This is a genomic window from Actinoplanes sp. ATCC 53533, assembly GCF_003947245.1.
Genome location: NZ_QHHV01000210.1, coordinates 128,965 through 147,344, shown reverse-complemented (window position 1 = coordinate 147,344; position 18,380 = coordinate 128,965). Strand labels below are relative to the sequence as shown.

15 protein-coding genes are annotated in these 18,380 nt (G+C 72.8%); 5 read left to right on the top strand and 10 right to left on the bottom strand.

Translation table 11 applies throughout. The features are described 5' to 3' along the window. Positions 1-95 precede the first annotated feature (95 nt). The 3 genes from DMB66_RS48265 to DMB66_RS48255 all read left to right on the top strand — a co-directional run bounded on the left by DMB66_RS48265 (position 96) and on the right by DMB66_RS48255 (position 4,210). A complete protein-coding gene (locus DMB66_RS48265; protein ID WP_125810834.1) occupies positions 96-836 on the top strand; it encodes a hypothetical protein in 741 nt (246 codons plus the stop codon). Between the two features lie 107 nt (positions 837-943). Then, positions 944-2,590 (top strand): methyl-accepting chemotaxis protein, encoded by a 1,647-nt coding sequence (locus DMB66_RS48260; protein WP_125810833.1) that lies wholly within the window; start codon positions 944-946, stop codon positions 2,588-2,590. Between the two features lie 75 nt (positions 2,591-2,665). Continuing rightward, a complete protein-coding gene (locus tag DMB66_RS48255) occupies positions 2,666-4,210 on the top strand; it encodes a GGDEF domain-containing protein (protein WP_158647600.1) in 1,545 nt (514 codons plus the stop codon). 15 nt (positions 4,211-4,225) lie between these two features. Here the strand turns inward: DMB66_RS48255 and DMB66_RS48250 are convergent, their stop codons facing one another. After that, positions 4,226-4,744: a hypothetical protein gene (locus DMB66_RS48250; RefSeq protein WP_125810831.1), complete on the bottom strand. Its 519-nt coding sequence runs from the start codon at positions 4,742-4,744 to the stop codon at positions 4,226-4,228. 113 nt (positions 4,745-4,857) lie between these two features. Here DMB66_RS48250 and DMB66_RS65670 point away from each other — a divergent pair, with 113 nt between their 5' ends. Beyond that, positions 4,858-8,007, top strand: a complete 3,150-nt coding sequence (locus tag DMB66_RS65670; RefSeq protein ID WP_125810830.1) for an AAA family ATPase — start codon at positions 4,858-4,860, stop codon at positions 8,005-8,007. A 156-nt stretch (positions 8,008-8,163) separates the two neighbouring features. Here the strand turns inward: DMB66_RS65670 and DMB66_RS48240 are convergent, their stop codons facing one another. The 8 genes from DMB66_RS48240 to DMB66_RS48205 all read right to left on the bottom strand — a co-directional run bounded on the left by DMB66_RS48240 (position 8,164) and on the right by DMB66_RS48205 (position 16,508). Beyond that, the gene (locus DMB66_RS48240; protein ID WP_125810829.1) at positions 8,164-8,949 is read right to left on the bottom strand and encodes an NPP1 family protein; all 786 of its coding nucleotides are present in this window, start codon (positions 8,947-8,949) and stop codon (positions 8,164-8,166) included. Positions 8,950-9,170: 221 nt separating this feature from the next. Beyond that, positions 9,171-11,570, bottom strand: coding sequence for an excinuclease ABC subunit UvrA (locus DMB66_RS48235; protein ID WP_125810828.1), 2,400 nt, complete (start codon positions 11,568-11,570; stop codon positions 9,171-9,173). 67 nt (positions 11,571-11,637) lie between these two features. Further along, complete coding sequence (locus tag DMB66_RS48230; RefSeq protein ID WP_125810827.1) at positions 11,638-12,324, bottom strand: response regulator transcription factor; 687 nt, start codon at positions 12,322-12,324, stop codon at positions 11,638-11,640. Further along, positions 12,321-13,523 carry a sensor histidine kinase gene (locus DMB66_RS48225; protein WP_125810826.1) on the bottom strand — a complete coding sequence of 401 codons (1,203 nt, stop codon included), beginning with the start codon at positions 13,521-13,523 and terminating at the stop codon, positions 12,321-12,323. Before DMB66_RS48225 ends, DMB66_RS48230 begins: the two co-directional genes overlap by 4 nt. Before the next feature lie 10 nt (positions 13,524-13,533). Further along, on the bottom strand, positions 13,534-14,298 hold the full coding sequence (locus DMB66_RS48220; protein WP_125810825.1) for an ABC transporter permease: 765 nt from the start codon (positions 14,296-14,298) through the stop codon (positions 13,534-13,536). Then, the gene (locus DMB66_RS48215) at positions 14,295-15,176 is read right to left on the bottom strand and encodes an ABC transporter ATP-binding protein (protein ID WP_125810824.1); all 882 of its coding nucleotides are present in this window, start codon (positions 15,174-15,176) and stop codon (positions 14,295-14,297) included. The genes DMB66_RS48220 and DMB66_RS48215 overlap by 4 nt, the downstream gene beginning before the upstream one ends. A gap of 156 nt (positions 15,177-15,332) precedes the next feature. Next, positions 15,333-15,560, bottom strand: coding sequence for a TM2 domain-containing protein (locus DMB66_RS48210; protein ID WP_125810823.1), 228 nt, complete (start codon positions 15,558-15,560; stop codon positions 15,333-15,335). A 171-nt stretch (positions 15,561-15,731) separates the two neighbouring features. Continuing rightward, complete coding sequence (locus DMB66_RS48205; protein WP_125810822.1) at positions 15,732-16,508, bottom strand: aminotransferase class IV family protein; 777 nt, start codon at positions 16,506-16,508, stop codon at positions 15,732-15,734. A 170-nt stretch (positions 16,509-16,678) separates the two neighbouring features. Here DMB66_RS48205 and DMB66_RS48200 point away from each other — a divergent pair, with 170 nt between their 5' ends. Then, positions 16,679-17,167, top strand: a complete 489-nt coding sequence (locus DMB66_RS48200) for a carboxymuconolactone decarboxylase family protein (RefSeq protein WP_125810821.1) — start codon at positions 16,679-16,681, stop codon at positions 17,165-17,167. A gap of 18 nt (positions 17,168-17,185) precedes the next feature. On the opposite strand, the gene DMB66_RS48195 is transcribed toward DMB66_RS48200, so the two are convergent. Continuing rightward, on the bottom strand, positions 17,186-18,376 hold the full coding sequence (locus DMB66_RS48195) for an FAD-dependent monooxygenase (RefSeq protein ID WP_199753064.1): 1,191 nt from the start codon (positions 18,374-18,376) through the stop codon (positions 17,186-17,188). Positions 18,377-18,380: the final 4 nt, after the last annotated feature.

Below are 18,380 nucleotides of genomic sequence, written 5' to 3'. Positions count from 1 at the left end.
CAGCACGGCCCAGGCGGGCAGCACGGCCCAGGCGGGCAGCACGGCCCAGGCGGGCAGCACGGCCGGCGGCGCGAGCCTGACGGACAGGACGAGGCGTGATCGGCAGCGCGAGCGTGCCGGCCGGCACGGGCTGGGGAGCGAGCGCGGGTGTGCCGGGCACGCCGCCCGCCGAGACCCATGCCGCGAGGGGTGCGGCCGCGCCGGGCAGGACCGCGGGACCGCCACCGCCGGGAAGCAAGCCGGCCGGCGCCGGCCCGGCCCGGCGGCGAGGCCTGCTGGTGGGTGCCGGGCTCGCCCTGACGGCGTTGCTCGTCGCGAGCGGCGTCGCGTACGCGCAGTACGGCCGCGAAGACGACAAGCAACTCACCGGCGGCGACGCCAACCCCGCCGTCGCGAGCTCCGCGCCGAAAGCCAGCCCGAGCGCCACCACTCCGGCGGACGAGCAGTGCACCGCCGAGATCAAGAGCAACAAGCGCTGGGTCTGCATCACGTCGGCGGTCATCGCCAAGGGCAAGTTCACCGTCAAGTACGACGTGGATTTCGCCGGATCCGACCCGGACGTCAACAGCGGATTCCACCTGCACCTCTACGGCGGCGACGGCACGTATCCGCCGGACCACGCGATGCATTCGGGGACGGTGCAGGCCGAGGAGCACAAGTATTACGTCGAGGCCCGCCGGACGTCGGTGCTCGACACCGACGACGACCGCTTCACCAACGCGGTCGGCGATGCCAAGAAGATCTGCGCACGGATCGCCCGCGCCGGGCACGGGCTGGTGCCCGACACCAAGTCCACCTACAAGACCGGCAACTGCCTGCCGATCATCCGGAAGTGAACCGCCCGAATGAGCTGACGCCGTCCCCTCAGCAGGACCGCCGCCGTGCCGATCAGGAGAGCGGGGACCGATCGCCCGGTCGGTGACCGGCTACGAGGGGACGGCAGATGCCGAACGGTGCAGCGGCGCTGCAGGTGACCGCGGAACGCGGCGCATGGACGGGATGGCTGGCCGACCGGGGTGTCAACACCAAGATCCTGCTCTCGGTGATCGTCGCCGCCACCGCCGCGGTGATCATCACGGTGGTGGCGATGGTCCAGGCCGCCCGCGCGGACGAGCGGCTGATCGCGATGAAGGCCGAACACGTGGACAGCCTCCAGCAGCTGAGCCACATCCGGGGCGGCTTCGGCAGCATGTTCCGCGGCCTGTTCCTGGTGAGCTCCCCGGGCACCGCCGACTTCCGGGCGAGCGGTCAGGCCAGCCTGAAGGAAGCCGACACCACGGTCGCGGCCGGGCTCGCCGCGTACCGTGAGACGGCGGTCTCCTCGCCCGCCCGGCTGGCCGCCCTGGATGACTTCACCGAGGCCTGGGCGCAGCACAGCGGGCTGCGGCGCATCGTCCTGGAGGGCGGCGCCCCGGAGCCCGGCATCACGGTGCCGGCGCCGGCGGAGATCGGCCCCAGGTTCATCAGCCTCGAGGCGACCATGCTGGACGCGATCGGCCGGCTGCAGAACGCCGAGGCGAGCGAGAGCGCCGCGGAGGCGGCCGCGGGCAGCGCGAGCTATCACACCGCCCGCAACCTCATGCTCAGTTCGCTCGCGGTCGGGCTGCTGCTGGCGCTCGGGCTGGCCCTCCTCGTCTCCCGGATGATCCGGCGCCAGCTGACCGACGTCACCACCTCGCTGGCCGGCGTGGCCGACGGCGACCTGACCCGCCCCGCGGTCATCCGGTCCCGCGACGAGCTGGGACACATGGCAGCCGCGGTCAACCGCGCCAGCGCGGCGATTCGAGCCACCGTGGCGACCCTCTCGTCGGGGGCCAGCACGCTCGGCGACAGCACCCAGCGGCTGGCGGGTGTCGCCAGCCGGCTCGCCACCAGCGCGGACAACACCGCCCGGCAGGCCGCCGTGGTCACCAGCGCGGCCGGCGGCGTGTCGGGCAACGTGCAGACGGTCGCCGCCGGTTCGGAGGAGATGGGTGCCTCGATCCGGGAGATCGCGCAGAACGCCAACGAGGCCGCCCGGGTCGCCGGCCAGGCCGTGACCGCCGCCGAGGCCACCAACGCGGCCGTGTCCAAGCTCGGCCGGTCCTCGGCGGAGATCGGTGACGTGGTGAAGGTGATCACGTCGATCGCCGAGCAGACCAACCTGCTGGCGCTGAACGCCACCATCGAGGCGGCCCGCGCGGGCGACGCGGGCAAGGGCTTCGCCGTGGTCGCCAGCGAGGTCAAGGACCTGGCCCAGGAGACCGCCCGGGCCACCGAGGACATCGGTGGCCGGGTGACCGCGATCCAGTCCGACACGACCAGCGCGGTGCAGGCGATCGAGGAGATCAGCCGGATCATCGGGCAGATCAACGACTATCAGAACACCATCGCCGCCGCCGTGGAGGAGCAGACCGCGACCACCGCCGAGATGAGCCGCAGCGTCGGCGAGGCGGCGGGCAACTCCTCGCAGATCGCCAGCACCATCTCGGAGGTCTCGAACGCCGCGCGGAGCACCACCGAGACCCTGTCGGAGGCGAATCAGACCATCACCGAGCTGACCGGCCTCGCCGGCGATCTGCAGACCGCCGTCGGCCGCTTCCGGACCTGACCCGGTCGCCTCAGGTCGGGCCCGGGCCGGCCGAACATGCTGGCGGCGAGCAGGACGGAACCCGGAGGAGATCCCGTGCCGGCACGAACGATCTTGACGGGTACGGCGCCGGCGGACACCGGCGACCGGGGTTGGCGGTGGGCCTCGATCGGATTGTTCGCCAGCCTGGGAGCCGGTCTGGCCCTGCTCGCGTACGGCGGCGGCTCGCGGACGATGCCACCCCTTCCGGCCGTCGTGATCCTCGGCCTCCATCAGCTGCTCGGCATCGCCTTCGCGGCCCGCGCGTGGCGGCACCGGAACCTGGACCGGCGGACCCGCCGGGCCTTCGGCATGGTCACGGCCGCGTTCCTGCTCCTGCTCGGCTCCTCATGTCTGCGTCCCGCCTATCCGGTCGGGGTCGTCTTCCCGTCTCCCGCGGACCTGTTGCGGTTGCTGTTCGGGCCGGTGCTGCTGGCGGGATTGTTGCTGCTGCCGATGCGTACGCAGGGCCGGCGGGAACAACAGAAGGTGTGGCTGGACACCGCCGTCGTGGTAATCGCCGGCTGCGTGCTGATGTGGTATCTGCAGATCGGACCGGGCCTGACCGCCGGACACATCGGCGGCGGCGCCCTGGCCGCCGCCCTGGCGTACCCGGCCGGCGACCTGGTCCTCATCTTCGGCGCCACCGTCGTGCTGTTCCGCGGTGCCGCCGAGTCCGCCCGGCAACCGGCGAAGCTGATGGGCGCGGCGATGCTCGCCGTCGTCGCGGGCGACGTGATCCTCGGCTACCGGCAGAGCCACGGCGGTCAGGCCGGCGCGGACCAGTGGCAGTTCGCCTGCTGGATGACGGGCCACTTCCTGCTCGCCATGGCGGCCTTCGCCCAGTGCCGGCAGGCCGGCCGCCACCGGCTCGACACCGAACCGCCGCGGGCCCGCTCGGTCAGCGGCCTGCCGTATCTCGCCATCGGCCTGAGCTACGTCCTGCTCCTGCTCTCGGTGCGCGGCCTGCCGCTGCGCGTGGTCGGCGTGGTGGCCGGCGGCATCGCCATCACCGCGGTCGTCGTCGCCCGGCAGATCCTGGCCTCCCGGGAGAACCACGAGCTGGCCATCACCGACACCCTCACCGGGCTGTTCAACCGGCGACAGCTGCACGACACGCTGCGCCTGGCGCTCGCCCGGGGAGCGAGCAGCGGGCAGAGCACCGCCGCGTTGCTGCTGGACATGAACGGGTTCAAGCAGGTCAACGACACGATGGGCCACGAGGCGGGCGACCGGTTGCTGGTCGCCGTGAGCCGGATCCTGCGCGACAACGTCCTCGGTCACGACGTCGTCGGGCGGCTCGGCGGGGACGAGTTCGCGGTCGTCCTGCACAACATCGAGAGCTCGGCCAACGCCCAGGCGGTGGTCGAACGGATCGTCGCCGACCTGCGGAACCCCGTCCTGATCGGCGACGCCCCGGTGCGGCCGCGGGCCAGCATCGGCATCGCCGTCTCCCGGCCGGGTGAACTCACCGTCGACCAGCTCCTGCACTTCGCCGATCTGGCCATGTACCGCGCCAAGGCCGACACTCGGCAGAGCGGCACCACGAGCTTCGCCCACTACGACCGAAGCCTCGAAGGCGCCGCTCAGGCTCCGGAGTGAGGCGGCGCGAGCCCGCTACCGGGCGTGCTTGCGAGCCGCCGCGAACCTGTTGGTCGGCGGCAGGAACAGCAGGATGATCGTGATCAGCGACAGCAGCGGAGTGACCGCGGCGACCGCGACGCTGGCGCCGGGCAGCACCTCGTACTCCGCGATCTGCAGGCCGCTGCCACCGCACATGCCCAGCGCCAGCACGACGGCCAGCCCGATCCGGGCGCCCGTTCCACCGCTCCGGGCGAGCACCGCGAACAGCAGGATGACCAGACCGAAGCCGATCGCCACCCCGGCCTTGACGACCAGCGACTGGTAGGCCTGATCGATCTCGGGTGTGGAGCTCACCAGATCGGCCAGTTCGGAACCGACGGTCTGCTCGACATAGGCCTCGACCGAGCTTCTGCCCTGGACGAAGATGGCGATCGCACCGGCGAGGTAGAGCAGCGAGACGAGCACGCCACCCCAGACGGCGGCGGCGAGCGTGGCGGGTCGGACCGGGGCGGAGGTGGCCTGCGGGAACGACGAATCGTGCGTGGTGCTCATGGCGGCGGCTCCAAGAAGACGAGAGGAAAGACGAGAGGGCAGGCGGCCGGATCCCCAGGGCCGAGGCCGCGAGCAGAGTCTTCAGCGACGGCCGGGGCACTAGCATCTGGCAAATGCGCTATGCCGATCCCGCGTCGCCGTTCGTGGGCCGCGAGACCGAGTTCGCCAGGATCGCGGGACTGCTCGGTCCGACCCCCGCGGGGCCGGCTCAGGTCGGGCCCGCTCAGGACGGGCCGGTACAGGTCGGGCCGGCGCAGGACGGGCCGGCGCAGGACGGGCCGGCGCAGGACGGGCCGGCGCAGGACGGGCCGGCGCAGGTCGTGGAGATCGTCGGTGATCCGGGTATCGGCAAGACGCGGCTGCTGGCCGAGGTCGCCGCGCATGCCCGTCGTTCCGGCTGGTCGGTGCTGTCGGGCCGGGCCGCGGAGTTCGAGCGGCAGGTGCCGTTCGGCATCCTCGGTGACGCGCTGTCCGAGCACCTCGGCGCGGTGGCGCCGGCCGCGCTCGGCGTACCGGATCTTGATCTTTTGCGGGCCGTCTTTCCCGCGCTGTCCGGCGCCGTCCCGGACCGGGTGGAGCCCGGGCCGGTGGGTGCGGAGCGCTTCCGGCTCTACCGGGCGGTGCGTTCGTTGCTGACGGCGCTGGCCGGCACCGGTGGCCTGGTGCTGATCCTTGACGACCTGCACTGGGCCGACGAGGGCTCCGCCGAGCTGACGGAGTTCCTGCTGCGGCATCGGCCGGCCGGCCGGGTGCTGATCGTGGTGGCACACCGGCCGCGGCAGACGCCGGCCGCGCTGCGGCGGGCGCTCTCCCGGCCGGAGGTGGAGGTGATCGACCTGGGGCCGTTGAGCGAGGCCGACGCCGACGGGCTGCTGCCGGCCACCGTCGACCGGAGGCGCCGGCAGCGGCTGCACGCGGCCAGCGCGGGCAACCCCTTCTACCTGCTGGCGCTGGCGGCCCAGCCGGAGCCCGGCTCCCCCGGTCCCGGCGGTCTGCCCGCGACGACGGGTGCCGTTCCGGAGTCCGTGCGGGCAGCGCTGGCCGGCGAGTTCGCCGCGCTGACCGCGCGGCAGCTGCTGGTGGCCCAGGGCGCCGCCGTGGCCGGAGACGGCGTCCGGGCGGGGCTGATCGCCCGCACGACCGGGCTCGCGCTGGACGCGGTGCTGGCCGACCTCGACGACCTGGCCCGGCACGACCTGATCCGGGTCGGGCCCGGTGGCCGGTTCCGCTATCGCCACCCGCTGGTGCGCCGGGTCGGCTACGACCTGGCCGGGGCGGGCTGGCGGGTCGCCGCGCACGCCCGCGCGGCCGCCGCCCTGCGTGCCGACGGTGCGAGCGCCGCCGAGATCGCCGTCCACATCGAACACTCGGCGGAACCGGGCGACCCGGCCGCCGTCGAGGTGCTCCGCGACGCCGCCACGGCCGCCATCCAGCACTCTCCCGCCGCGGCGGCGCACTGGCTGACCGTCGCGTTGCGCCTGGTGCCCGATGTCGCCGAGTCGATCCTGATCCGGCTGGATCTGCTGACCCTGCGGGCCCGCGCGTACGGGCTCAGCGGTCGCCTGCTGGAGAGCCGGACGACCCTGCACGAGATCCGCCGGCTGCTACCGGCCGGCCTCGCCGAGCAGCACGCCGACATCGCCGCGTTCTGCGCGACGATCGAGCGGCTCATCGGCCGGCACGCCGAGGCCCGCGCCCAGCTCCTGGCCGAGCTGCGCACGCAACCGGACCAGCACAGCGACGCCGCACTGGCCCTCAAACTCGGCCTGGCCACCGGCGTCGTCATCCGCGCCGACCTCGACCCCGGCCCCGCGCCAGGCGTCCCGCCCGACGCCGCACCCGGCCTCGCGCCCGAGCTTGCACCCGACTCCGCGCCCGACCCCGCACCCGGCCCGACGCCCGAGCTTGTGCCCGACCTCGCACCCGGCCACGCAGCCGATCTCGCCCCCGGCCCCGCACCCGGCCCCCGCCCCGACCCCGGCCTCGCGTCCGGCCGGGATTGGCCTGCCGAGGCGCTGACGACCGCGCGGTTGCGCGGCGATGCTGTGGCGACGGCCTGGGCGCTGGCCATGTGCGTGGTGGCCGATCACATGGCCGGCCGCGTCGCCGAGCAGACCGCCACCCGGCTGGCCGAGGCCGCCCAGCTCGTCGACGCCCTGCCGGACGGTGACCTCGCCGAGAGCATCGAGTCGATCATGTGGCTGGGCGCGGCGGAGACCTGCCAGGAGTGGTTGGGCGACGCGATCCGGCACCTGCTGCGGGCGCTCGCGATCACCCGCGCGGCCGGTCAGGGCCACGGCGTCGCCTACATCCACGCGATGCTCGGCGCGGCGCACCTGCTGCTCGGCGACCTGGAACGGGCCGGCGCGTTCCTGGACGACCAGCTCGACGCGGCGTACCTGACCGGCAGCACCGACCTGGTCAGCCAGGCCTGGCGCAACCAGTGCTGGATCGCGTTGGCCCGCGGCGACGTCGAGGAGGCGCTGCGCGCCGGCAAGGAAGCGGTGGCCTGCGCCGACGCGGAGAAGCACGGCGTCGGCGGGCTGGCCGAGGGCACCCTCGGCCTGGCGCATCTCCTCAGCGGCGACCCGGCCACCTGCATCGACCTGATGGTGTCCGGCGGCGGCGGACCCGGCCTGCGGCGGGTCGACCCGTTCGAGCGAAGCACCTGGTACGAGGCCCTGGCCGCGGCCGAGGCGGCGCTGGGACACACCGACGAGGCCGCCGGCTGGGCCGATCGGGCCTTCGCCAACGCCGCCGGGCTGCCCCGGCGGACCGGGCTGGCCCACGTCGCGCGGGCACACTCCCTGCGGGCCACCGATGGGGGTGCGGCGGCCGAGTCCGCGCTCCGCGGCGCCGAACTGCTGCGCGACGCCGGCGACCGGATCATGGCAGGGCTGGCCCACCTGCTCGCCGGCCAGATCCTCGCCGCGCCCGAACTCGCCGCGCCGGACCGCGCCCGCGAGCAGTTCGCCGCCGCCTGCGCACTCTTCGAGGCATGCGGCGCGACCGGCCATCTGAAGCGCGCGGTGCGGGAACGGCGGCGCATGGACGCCAGGCGGCCCCGGCGGGCCGCCGGCGCCGCCCTGACCCCGCGCGAGCGGCAGGTCGCCGAGCTCACCGCGCAGGGACTGACCAACCGCCAGATCGGCGACGCGCTGTTTCTCAGCCCGAACACCGTCACCATTCATCTGGCGCACGTCTTCGCCAAGCTCGGCGTGTCCCGCCGGGCCGCCGTCGCCGCACACCTCCGGGAGACCTGACCCGACCCGCCGGCGGCGGCCGAGGAAGCCGCCGCCGGGGACGCGATCAAGCACCAGGAACAAACGCGAGACGAGCAGCGAAGCCGCCACCTGACACGCGATCAAGCACCGGAAACGAACGCAGAACCAGCAGCGAAGCCGCCACCAGACACGCGATCAAGCACCAGGAACGAACGCGAGGCCGGCAGGCATGGCCTCGGTGAGCAGGTTGGTGAAGTTGGCGTCCTTGAGCCCGAAGTTCGCGCTGCCGAAGTCGGTGTTGCTCAGCTTGTCGCGGACCCCGGCCGGGTAGCCGTTCCAGCCGACCAGCGTCGGGTACCGCCAGTTGTGGTAGTGATTCTCCGGCGGCTCGTCGCCTGCGTTGCCGAGGCGGAAGACGTGCGTGCTCGCGCCGTCCTTGTGGTAGACGATCTTGGGATGCGTGCCTTCCCAGCGGACGCCGGCGGCGGCGTGGATGACGAAGTCGCCGTGCGCGGAGGTCGACACGTATTCGGCCTGGCCGTTCCGCACCCAGACCACCACGTGCTCCCAGTCGTGGCGGTGCCCGCCGATGCTGCTGTTGGCCAGCGCCTGGTCCTTCTCGAAATAGAGGCCGTAGGCGATGGCACACCAGCCGTTGTTGCACTTGTAGCGGGAGTATCCGTTGGTGCTGTCCAGGTCCGACTGGTCGTGGCACTCGCCGCTGAGCGACCCGGTCGGCTTGAGGCCGCCGTTGAGCGTGCCGTCGGGGCCGATGGCGGCCGTCGGGTAGCAGCCGTTCGTGTCGTAGTCGTAGGCCGGCTGCCAGGTGACCTCCAGCGATTCGGCGTTGGCGGGCAGGCTGGCCGGCGGGGCGGCGAGGGCGGCGCCCGCCCCGGCCAGCAGCAGCGCGACGGCGCTGCCCACGACGACCAGCGGCCGGCGGATGAACGATCTCTTGTCGCGTGGCTGGGAGCGTGCCATGGGGGATGAGACTCCTCTGCGTTGCCGGGGGACGGACCGGGGCGGAGCAGTCGAGCCGTGCGGGCAGCAGCCATCGCGCGACCGCCCGGGCGGCAGCCCAGGGGTCGCCCGGGGAAAGCCCTTACCCGCAGGTGACGACGGTTCCCATACTTAACCCCGCGCATCGCGCAAGATCAATGGCTCAGACCCATCCGGTACGCGAACAGTGGAGATTCCCCGGGTCAGGCCCCGACGTAGTCCGCGAGGTGCTCGCCGGTGAGGGTGGCTCGCGCGGCGACGAGGTCGGCCGGCGTGCCCTCGAAGACGATCCGGCCGCCGTCGTGGCCGGCGCCGGGGCCGAGGTCGATGATCCAGTCGGCGTGCGCCATCACGGCCTGGTGGTGCTCGATCACGATGACCGACTTGCCCGAGTCGACGAGCCGGTCGAGCAGGCCGAGCAGGTTCTCGACGTCGGCGAGGTGCAGCCCGGTGGTCGGCTCGTCGAGGACGTAGACGCCGCCCTTCCCGGCCATCCGGGTGGCCAGCTTGAGCCGCTGCCGCTCGCCGCCGGACAGGGTGGTGAGCGGCTGGCCGAGGCTGAGGTAGCCGAGGCCAACGTCCGCGAGCCGTTCGAGGATCTTGTGCGCGGCCGGCGTGCGCGTCTCGGCGGCGCCGAAGAACTCCTCGGCCTCGGTGACCGGCATCGCCAGCACCTCGCTGATGTCCTTACCGCCGAACTTGTATTCCAGGACCTCGGCCAGGAACCGCTTGCCCTCGCACTCCTCGCAGGTGGTGGCGACGCCAGCCATCATCCCCAGGTCGGTGAAGATGACCCCGGCGCCGTTGCAGGCAGGGCAGGCGCCCTCGGAGTTGGCGCTGAACAGCGCCGGCTTCACCCCGTTCGCCTTCGCGAACGCGGTGCGGATCGGGTCGAGCAGCCCGGTGTACGTGGCCGGGTTGCTCCGCCGCGAGCCACGGATCGCGGTCTGGTCGACCGCGATCACGTCGGCAAGGCCCGACACCGAGCCGTGGATCAGCGAACTCTTGCCCGACCCGGCCACACCGGTCACCACCACCAGCACGCCGAGCGGAATGTCGACATCGACGTCGCGCAGGTTGTTGGTCGTCGCGCCGCGGATCTCCAGCGCTCCGGCGGGCTCCCGCACCGACTGCTTGAGGGCCGCCCGGTCGTCGAAATGGCGGCCGGTGAGCGTGCCGCTGGCCTGCAGCCCCTTGACCGTGCCCTCGAACACCACCTCGCCACCGGCGGAGCCGGCGCCCGGGCCCAGGTCGACGACGTGGTCGGCGATCACGATCGTCTCCGGCTTGTGCTCCACGACCAGCACGGTGTTGCCCTTGTCGCGCAGGAGCAGCAGCAGGTTGTTCATCCGCTGGATGTCGTGCGGGTGCAGACCGATCGTGGGTTCGTCGAAGACGTAGGTCACGTCGGTGAGCGACGAGCCGAGGTGGCGGATCATCTTGACGCGCTGCGCCTCCCCGCCCGACAGCGTGCCCGACGGCCGTTCGAGCGAGAGGTAGCCCAGCCCGATCTCCACGAACGAATCGAGGATCTTGCCCAGCGCCACCAGCAGCGGCGCCACCGACGGCTCGTCCAGGCCGCGGATCCACTCGGCCAGGTCGCTGATCTGCATCGCGCACGCGTCGGCGATGTTGACCCCGGCGATCCGCGACGACCGGGCCGCCTCGCTGAGCCGGCTGCCGCCGCACTCGGGGCAGGAGCTGAAGGTGACCGCCCGGTCCACGAACGCCCGGATGTGCGGCTGCATCGCGTCGGGGTCCTTGGCCAGGAACGACTTCTGGATCTTGGGGATCAGCCCCTCGTAGGTGAGGTTGACCCCGTCGACCTTGACCTTGACCGGCTCCTTGTAGAGGAAGTCGTTGAGCTCCCGCTTGGTGTACTTGCGGATCGGCTTGTTCGGGTCGACGAAGCCCGACTCGGCATAGACCCGCACCGTCCAGAAGCTGTCCGACTTCCAGCCGGGGATGGTGAACGCGCCCTCGGCGAGCGACTTGGAGTCGTCGTAGAGCTGGGTGAGGTCGATGTCGGAGACCGAGCCGCGGCCCTCGCAGCGCGGGCACATGCCGCCGGTGATGCTGAAGCTGCGCCGCTCCTTGACGGTCCGCCCGGCGCGCTCGACGGTGACCGCGCCCGCCCCGCTGATCGAGGCGACGTTGAAGGAGAACGCCTTGGGCGAGCCGATGTGCGGCTGCCCGAGCCGGCTGAAGACGATCCGCAGCATCGCGTTGGCGTCGGTGGCGGTGCCGACCGTGGAGCGGGGGTCGGTGCCCATCCGCTGCTGGTCGACGATGATCGCCGTGGTCAGCCCCTCGAGCAGGTCGACCTCCGGCCGGGCCTGCGTCGGCATGAAGCCCTGCACGAAGGTGCTGTAGGTCTCGTTGATCAGCCGCTGCGACTCCGCCGCGATCGTGTCGAACACCAGCGAGCTCTTGCCCGAGCCGGAGACCCCGGTGAACACGGTCAGCTGGCGCTTCGGGATCTCGACGCTGACGTCCTTGAGGTTGTTCTCCCGCGCGCCCCGCACGCGGATCAGATCGTGGCTCGCGGTGCTGTGCGGCGCGGGCGGCCGCCGGTGCGTCCTCGTGGTCTTGCTCGTCGTCATGACAGCCATGCTAGGTGCGGGCCGTGGCCACCACTTCTCGAATCCTGATCGGTACGGCGTCCCGCAGTCACGCGGTGCCGTCCCGGTCGCCGCGGGCGATGACGCCCCGCTCATAGGCGAACACCACGATCTGCACCCGGTCACGCAACCGCAGCTTGGCCAGCAGCCGTCCGACGTGCGCCTTCACCGTGGCCTCGGACAGGGTCAGCGCGTCGGCGATCTCCGTGTTGGAGCGGCCGCGGCCGACCAGTTCGAGGACCTCGCGTTCGCGGCCGGTCAGCCGGTGCAGCGCCTCGTCGGCGAGCGAGCGCCCGGTCGCCGGGTCGGGCAGATGCGGAAGGAAGGCGTCGATCAGCCGGCGCGTGACGGCCGGCGCCACCACCGCGTGCCCGCCGGCGACCGCGTGGATCGCGGTCACCAGGTCGGCCGGCGGCACGTCCTTGAGCAGGAAGCCGCTGGCGCCCGCGCGCAACGCCGCGTAGACGTATTCGTCCAGGTCGAAGGTGGTCAGCACGAGCACGCGGGCCGGGCTGCCGGAATCGACGATCAGCCGGGTGGCCTCGATGCCGTCCAGCACCGGCATGCGGACGTCCATCAGCACCACGGCCGGCCGCAACGCCCGGGTCATCGCGACAGCCTGCGCGCCGTCGCCCGCCTCGCCGACGACCGTGACGTCCGGCTGCGCCTCCAGAATCAGCCGGAAGCCCAGCGACAGCAGCGGCTGGTCGTCGACGAGCAGCACGGAGACGGTCATGCGCGGAGTTCGGTGCGGCCGGCGCCCGGAAGAACGCACCCGTCGGCGCTGAACGGCAGGTGTACGCGTACCCGCCAGCCCGGCCCGGTTCGGGGACCGGCGTCGAGCCGGCCGCCGTACGACGTGGCCCGCTGCAGCATCCCGGTCAGGCCGTGCCGATCGCCGCCCGGCCGGCGCGCCGTACGGCCGGCACCGTCGTCGATCACCTCGATGTCGGCGCCGTCCGCGCCGAAGCGGAGCCGGACCTCGGCGCTCGCGCCGGGGCCGGCGTGCTTGAGCGTGTTGGTCAGCGCCTCCTGGACGATCCGGTAGACGACCAGGCCGGCACCGGCGCCCGCCGGGCCGGGCAGGCCCTCGCGGGCGAGCGCGACCCGGACCCCGGCCGCCCGGATCCGGTCCATCAGCGCGTCGAGGTCGCCGAGGCCGGGCTGCGGCGCGCGGCCGCCGACGTCGCTGCGGAGCAGCCCGAGCAGCCGGCGCATCTCGCCGAGGGCCTGCCGTCCGGTGGCCGACACCTGGGTCATCACCCCCGCCGCGCGCTCGGGGGCCCGGGGCAGGGTCGCCGCCGCGCCGTCGGCCAGGGCCACCATCACGGCGAGGTGGTGGGCGATCACGTCGTGCATCTCGCGGGCGATCCGGGCCCGCTCCTCGGCGACCGCCAGGCGGGCCTGCTGGTCGGCCTCCCGCTCGAGCCGCTCCGCCCGGGACTCCAGCTCGCTCAGGTAGGCGTGGCGGGTGCGCTGGTTCATGCCCACCGCGACGACCGCCACGGTGATCGCCGACACCGCCACGAAGACGGCCCAGACCCGGCCGCCGTCCAGCCGGTCGCCGAGGCCGGGCAGGACCGCGGTGGCGACGGCCGCCGGCCACGCGTAGCGCGCGGGGCGGTGGCGGGCGATCGCGTGCAGCGCGATCAGCGGCACGAACAGCCCGCCCGGCGACTGGGCGCCGAGCATCTGGACGGCGACCAACAGCACCAGGACCGACCAGAAGACCGGGACCGGCGCCCGGCGCCGCCAGCAGAGCGGAACCGCGAGCAGGACGACCGACGCCCAGTCCAGCGGGCCGGCCGGGTCGACAGTGGCGCCGGTCCGGCCGGTGAGGATGATCCCGCAGGCAGCGGCGGCGGCGAAGGCCACCGCCGCGTCCACGGCGCGCGGATGGCGCCGGGCGGCCGCGGCGACCTCGCGCATCCTCATCGGTCCATTCTCACGGGTCCCGCCGCCACAGCACCATGCCGCCGGCGGCCAGCGCGGCCACCACCCACGCCGCGACGACCAGCGCGGCCGTTCCGGGCGCCAGCATCCGGAACGGATTGTCGCCGCCGACGGTGTACATCGCCTGAGCGGCGGCGACCGGCACGTAGCCGACGACGTCGGTGCCCAGTCGCTCCGGCAGCGCGGCCTGCAGCAGCGCCGGCAGGACCAGGACGGACAGCACGTACACGGTGATCGCGGTTGCCGTGTGCCGCAGCAGCGCGCCGACGCCGAGCCCGATCAGGGCCAGCGCCACCGGGGCCGCCGCGGCGCCGGCCGTGGCCCACACCAGATCGGACCCGGCCGGCCCGGCGTGCTCGGCGTCCCCGGCGTGCCCGGCGAGGAGGCGGTTGGCCCCGAGCGACACGACGCTGACGGCGAGCATGAGCGGCACGACCGCGGCGGCCAGGACGACCGCCTTGGCCAGCAGCACCGGCAGCCGGCGGGGCACCGCCGCGAACGTCGCCCGGACCAGGCCGGAGCCGTATTCGCCGGTGATCATCGTGATCCCGAATACGCCCAGGACCAGCGAGAACAGGTCGATGCCGAGGAAGGCGCCCTGGGCATCGGCCCGGTGCGAGTGCCACCCGGTCGCGCCGGCCAGGGCGACGGCGAGCACGGCGGTCGAGGCCGCGACCACCCACGTCGAACGCAGCCCGAACAGCTTGGTCCATTCGGCGCGGACGACCCGCGGAAAGGTGACCCGGTAGGCGCTCATGACCGGGTCAACTCCATGTAGGCCTGCTCCAGCGACGCCCGGCGCGGGGTCAGCTCGTGCAGCACCACGTGCTGCTCCGCCGCGATCGCCCCGATCACCTCGGCGGCCAGGCCGTCGACCTCCACCAGCCCGCGCTCCAGGCCGGTCACCGTCGCGCCCCGCCCGAGCAGGGCCTCCCCCAGCGCGGTGACCTCCGGCGACCGGACCAGCACCCGGCCGGTCTCCACCCGGGCGATCAGCTCGTCGACGGTCGTGTCGGCGAGCAACCGGCCGCCGCCGACGATCAACAGGTGTTCCGCGGTGACGGCCATCTCGCTCATCAGATGGCTGGAGACCAGGACCGTACGCCCACCGGCGGCCAGTTCCTTGAGCAGCGTCCGGATCCAGAGCACGCCGTCGGGGTCCAGCCCGTTGACCGGCTCGTCCAGGATCACCACGGCCGGATCGCCGAGCAGCGCGGCGGCGATGCCGAGGCGCTGGCCCATGCCGAGCGAGAAGCCGCCCGCCCGGCGGTTCGCGACCGCGGCCAGTCCGGCGGCGGCCAGCACGTCGTCCACCCGCCCGGCGGGCAGCCCGTGCGTCTGGGCCAGCGCCAGCAGGTGGCGGCGGGCGCTGCGCCCGCGATGGATCGAGCGCGCCTCCAGCAGCGCGCCGACCTCGCACAGCGGGGCCGGATACGCCAGGTACGGCCGGCCGTTGATCGTCGCCGTACCCGTCGTCGGGCGGTCCAGCCCGATCATCATCCGCATCGTGGTGGACTTGCCGGCGCCGTTCGGACCGAGGAATCCGGTCACCCGCCCCGGCCGGACCGTGAACGACAGCCCGTCCACGGCGGTGGTCGAGCCGTACCGTTTGACCAGCTCATGCACTTCAATCATGGCCTCGACGCTAGGCAGCGCCGGCCGCCGCCGACAGCACCCACGGTCGCTACCGGAAGGCGCCGGCCCACTACCCAGGTCGCGGGTGTCCACCCCGGCGGGGACGGCGACGGGCGGCCACCTTGGTCAGGTGGCCGCCCGTTGTCACGGCGAGATTCAGCGGGCCAGCGGCTGGCCCTGCTTGTCGGTGAACTTGCCGATCAGGATCATGATGAAGTCGATCAGCGGCCAGATGCCGAAGAAGCCGCCGAACGTGACGATCTGCAGGATCCCGGTGCCGACCTTGCCGACGTAGAAGCGGTGCACGCCGAGCACGCCGAGGAAGAAGCACAGCAGCGCGGTGACGATCATCGGCTTCTGCCCGACAGTGGCGGTCGCAGTCATGAATTGGTCCCTTCGAAATGGCATTGTCGTGTGCCTGGGGCACCGCGCGAGAGAACCGGCGGCGCCTTTCGGCCGATGCAGTATCGTCCGCCACCACGCCCGGAACAACCCCGTAGGGCAAAGGGAATTCATCGATGCCCGATCGATACATATACCGCGTGCCGGCTCGGCTCACACGGCCTCCGGCGCTACTCCCCGGTAGGCCATGCGCAGGGCTTCCAGCAGCTCACTCCCGGCGGGAAACGTCAGGTCGTCGATCCGGGTGATCGCGCGTACGCCGACCGCCGAGTTGGTGGCGAAGGCGGCCGGCATCGATCCCAACTCCCCCAGGGAAACCGGAGTGGTCTTCATCTTCCGTGGGGAGTTCTGGAGCAGCCGCATCGTGATGCCGGCCAGGCAGCGCGCCTCCGGCCATACGACGTGTTCGCCGTCGAAGAATCCGACGTTCCAGGTGCCGCCCTCGGAAACGTTTCCGGCCTCGTCGACAAAGAGCGCGTCGTCGTATCCGTTGAGCTGCGCGATACGCCGTTGGCGCATCGTGCCGAACAGCCCCACGCTCTTGATCTCGGGCGCGTCCCGGACGTAGGAAACCGACTGAACGGTCATTGGCGCCAGCGGCAGGGTGGCCGCCGGGCGCCGGGTGACGAGTATCTGCGGACTATTCGCGCCGGCCGGCCGGGCGAGGTCGGTCGCCGGGTCGAAAATGGTGACCCGGATGGTCACGGCGCCGCTCGCCGGCACCAGGCGCCGAATGAGACGCCGGACCCGATCCGGGTCCAGCGGAACGCCGAAAACCGCCTGGCAGTCACGCTCCAGCCGGGCCAGATGCAGCGCCAGGCCGCGCACACCTCCGTCGTCCACCCGGAAGCTGGTGAAGTGCCCGAAGTTGGTCAGCGCCAACGTCTGCAGCTGTTCCACGCCGACTGGCCGCCCGTTCAGTTCCGCCATCGGACCAGCATCGCAGGCCGCGGCGGGGCCTGCGACAGGGCCCGCGACGCGCACTGCCGACAACGGCCAGCGGTTCAATTTCTCCACGAGATTCGACCTTTCTCACAGTGCGCCACGGGCCGTGCCGAACGACCCCGGGAAAGCCACCCCGCGCGACGTATCATGGTCAAATGACAACTGACACCGCCCTCCCCCGGGTAGCGCTGAAACAAATCACCCCGGACGTATCAAAGGCGATGGGTGCGCTGCACCGCGAGGCCGTCGCGGCGGCCACCGCGGCCGGCGTCGAGTCGGAGCTTCTCGAACTGGTCAGGATCCGCGCTTCGCAGATCAATGGATGTGCGTTCTGCCTCGACATGCATACCAAGGACACCCGCTCCCGGGGCGAGACCGAACAGCGGATCTACGCGCTGAACGCGTGGCAGGAGACGCCGTTCTTCACCGAGCGCGAGCGGGCCGCGCTCGCGCTCACCGAAGCGATCACCCTGGTGCACGACGGCCGGGTTCCGGACGCGGTCTACCAGGCCGCCGCCGAGGTCTTCAAGGAGGCGGAGCTGGCGGCGGTGATCTGGGCGGCGGTCGTCATCAACGCGTACAACCGGATCGCCGTCTCCACCCGGATGGCAGTCGGCGCTTACCAGCCCGCGCCGCCTGCCTGACCCGGATAGCGACCAGACTCAGTATTTCCGCTGGGGATCGGCCGGCGGGCCGTGGCGCGGGCCGTAGGGCGCGTGTTCGAGCCACGACCCGCAGCCCGGCAGCACCGATGCCAGCGCGGCGGCCGTCCGCTGCTTGACCCGCATCAGCGGGCGCGGTCGCAGGTGCGACAGCGCGGTGCCGGCCGCGGCGCTGTTGAAGACCGCCGCGGCACGCCGGGTCTCGGCGTAGGCGTCGACGAGTCCGGTGGCTTCGCCCGGATCCCGGACGGCGCCGGCGATCGCCTCCGCCGCCGCGTCGGCGTCGGCGATCCCGCTGTTCATGCCGCGGGCGCCGAAGGGCGGAAACAGGTGTGCCGCCTCGCCCGCCAGCAGCACCCGCCGGTGCTCGTCGGTGAAGGACTCCGCGACCTTCTGCAGGAAGTGATACGTCGAGATCCACAGCACCCGGTCGGCGTAGCCGTCCCCGATGACCCCGGGCAGCCAGTCCCGGACCGCCGCCTCGGTCCCGAAGTCCTCCACCGAGTCGTCGTCACGGCACTGCAGGTCGACCTGGAAGCCGCCCCGGAACGGCACGCGCAGGACGGTACGGCCGCCCACCCCCGGGTGCTCGTAGTGGAAGACCCGTTCGACCGGGCCCCGCGCGCCCTCCCGGTCGGCGATGTCCACCACCACGTGGGATCCCTCGGTGCGGGCGCCGGCCAGGGCGATGCCCAGCACGCCGCGCACCGCGGACCGGGCGCCGTCCGCGGCCACCAGGTGACTGGCCTGGAATCGCCTGCCGTCGTTCACGCGCACGGTGACCGCCGTCGCCGTGCTCTCGACGCCGATCACCTCCGCCTCCCAGTGGAAGCGCACCCCGGCGTCCACGCAGGCGGCGCGCAGGAACCGCTCGGTGTCGGCCTGGCGCAGGCTGCTGAACGGCGGCGGGCCGGCGGCGCCGTTCCGGTGCACCTTCTTGGTATAGACCTGCCGTCCGCGATAGAAGGTGCGCCGGGTCTGCCACACCACGCCGTAGCCGCCGATCCGCTCGCCGAGACCCGGCGCGATCCGGTCCAGTGTGGACAGCGACTGGCGATGCACGAAGAGCGCCCGGCTGCCCGGCCGTGCCCGTTCCTCGGGATCCGCCTCCAGCAGGTCGACCGGCAGACCGCGGGCGCGCAGCGCCAGCGCCGCGGTCAGGCCCACCGGGCCGGCGCCTACCACGAGCACCGGG